Source organism: Roseateles sp. P5_B10 (assembly GCF_056400485.1).
On sequence record NZ_JBFULE010001192.1, the window covers coordinates 1 to 1,189 of the forward strand.

Sequence of the window (1,189 nt, forward strand, 5' to 3'; positions counted from 1 at the left end):
GGTCCAGCTTGGCGCCGACTCGGTTGAGAAGGAGGTGGGCGAAGCCATCAGCATGGCGGCCGAAATGATGGCCGCGATGACCGTGGCCAAAGTGGTGGTGGAACTCGTGGTGGGCGTGCCAGCGACGAAAAAAGTTCATGGTGCTGCTCCGTAGGGCGCTCGAGGCCCGTGGTGGGGATGGCGCTCATGTTTGCGGTTAGCCCGCGCCAGAGCATCTCGACGCGGTATCGCCGGGTATCGTTTTGTTTCGCCCGGGACCGGGGAGGCTGTGCGCCCTTGTCACAGTTGAAGCTGCAGACGCGCTGATCGGCGCGGAGGCCGCGCGAGTGCGGCCCCCTACAATCGCAGACCCCCGAAAAGCCCTCTTTTCGCCCCAGCTTCACAGCGGGCGACGCCGCGATGACCGAACTTGCCAAGTCCTTCGAACCCGCCGCCCTGGAAGCCCATTGGGGCCCCAAGTGGGAAGCCGCCGGCCTGTATGAGCCGACGCTGGACCCGGCCAAGCCCTCGTTCAGCATCCAGCTGCCGCCGCCCAATGTGACGGGCACGCTGCACATGGGCCATGCCTTCAACCAGACGGTGATGGACTCGCTGACGCGCTACCACCGCATGAAGGGCGACAACACGCTGTGGGTGCCGGGCACCGACCACGCCGGCATCGCGACGCAGATCGTCGTCGAGCGGCAGCTGCAGGCCGCTGGCACCAGCCGCAAGGAACTCGGTCGCAAGAATTTCGTCGCCCGCGTGTGGGAATGGAAACAGCAATCCGGTGACACCATCACCGGCCAGATGCGCCGGCTTGGGGACTCGGTCAGCTGGGGCCATGAGTACTTCACGATGGATGAAAAGCTCTCGACCGTCGTCGTCGAGACCTTCGTGCGGCTTTACGAGGAAGGCCTGATCTACCGCGGCACTCGCTTGGTGAGCTGGGATCCGGTGCTGCAGTCCGCCGTGTCCGATCTGGAGGTGAACTCCGAAGAGGAAGACGGCTCGCTGTGGCATATCCGCTATCCGCTGGCAGACGGTTCGGGCTCGGTCGTGGTGGCCACCACGCGACCGGAGACCATGCTGGGTGACGTGGCCGTCATGGTCCACCCAGAGGACGAGCGCTACGCCGCGCTGATCGGCAAGCTGGTCAAGCTGCCGCTGACGGACCGCGAGATCCCCGTCATCGCCGACGACTACGTGG

At 65.3% G+C, this 1,189-nt stretch carries 1 protein-coding gene; it reads left to right on the forward strand.

The features are described from left to right. Positions 1–399: 399 nt before the first annotated feature. The coding region (locus AC1DU6_RS32000; protein WP_477862234.1) for a class I tRNA ligase family protein at positions 400–1,189 on the forward strand (790 nt) is incomplete at its 3' end.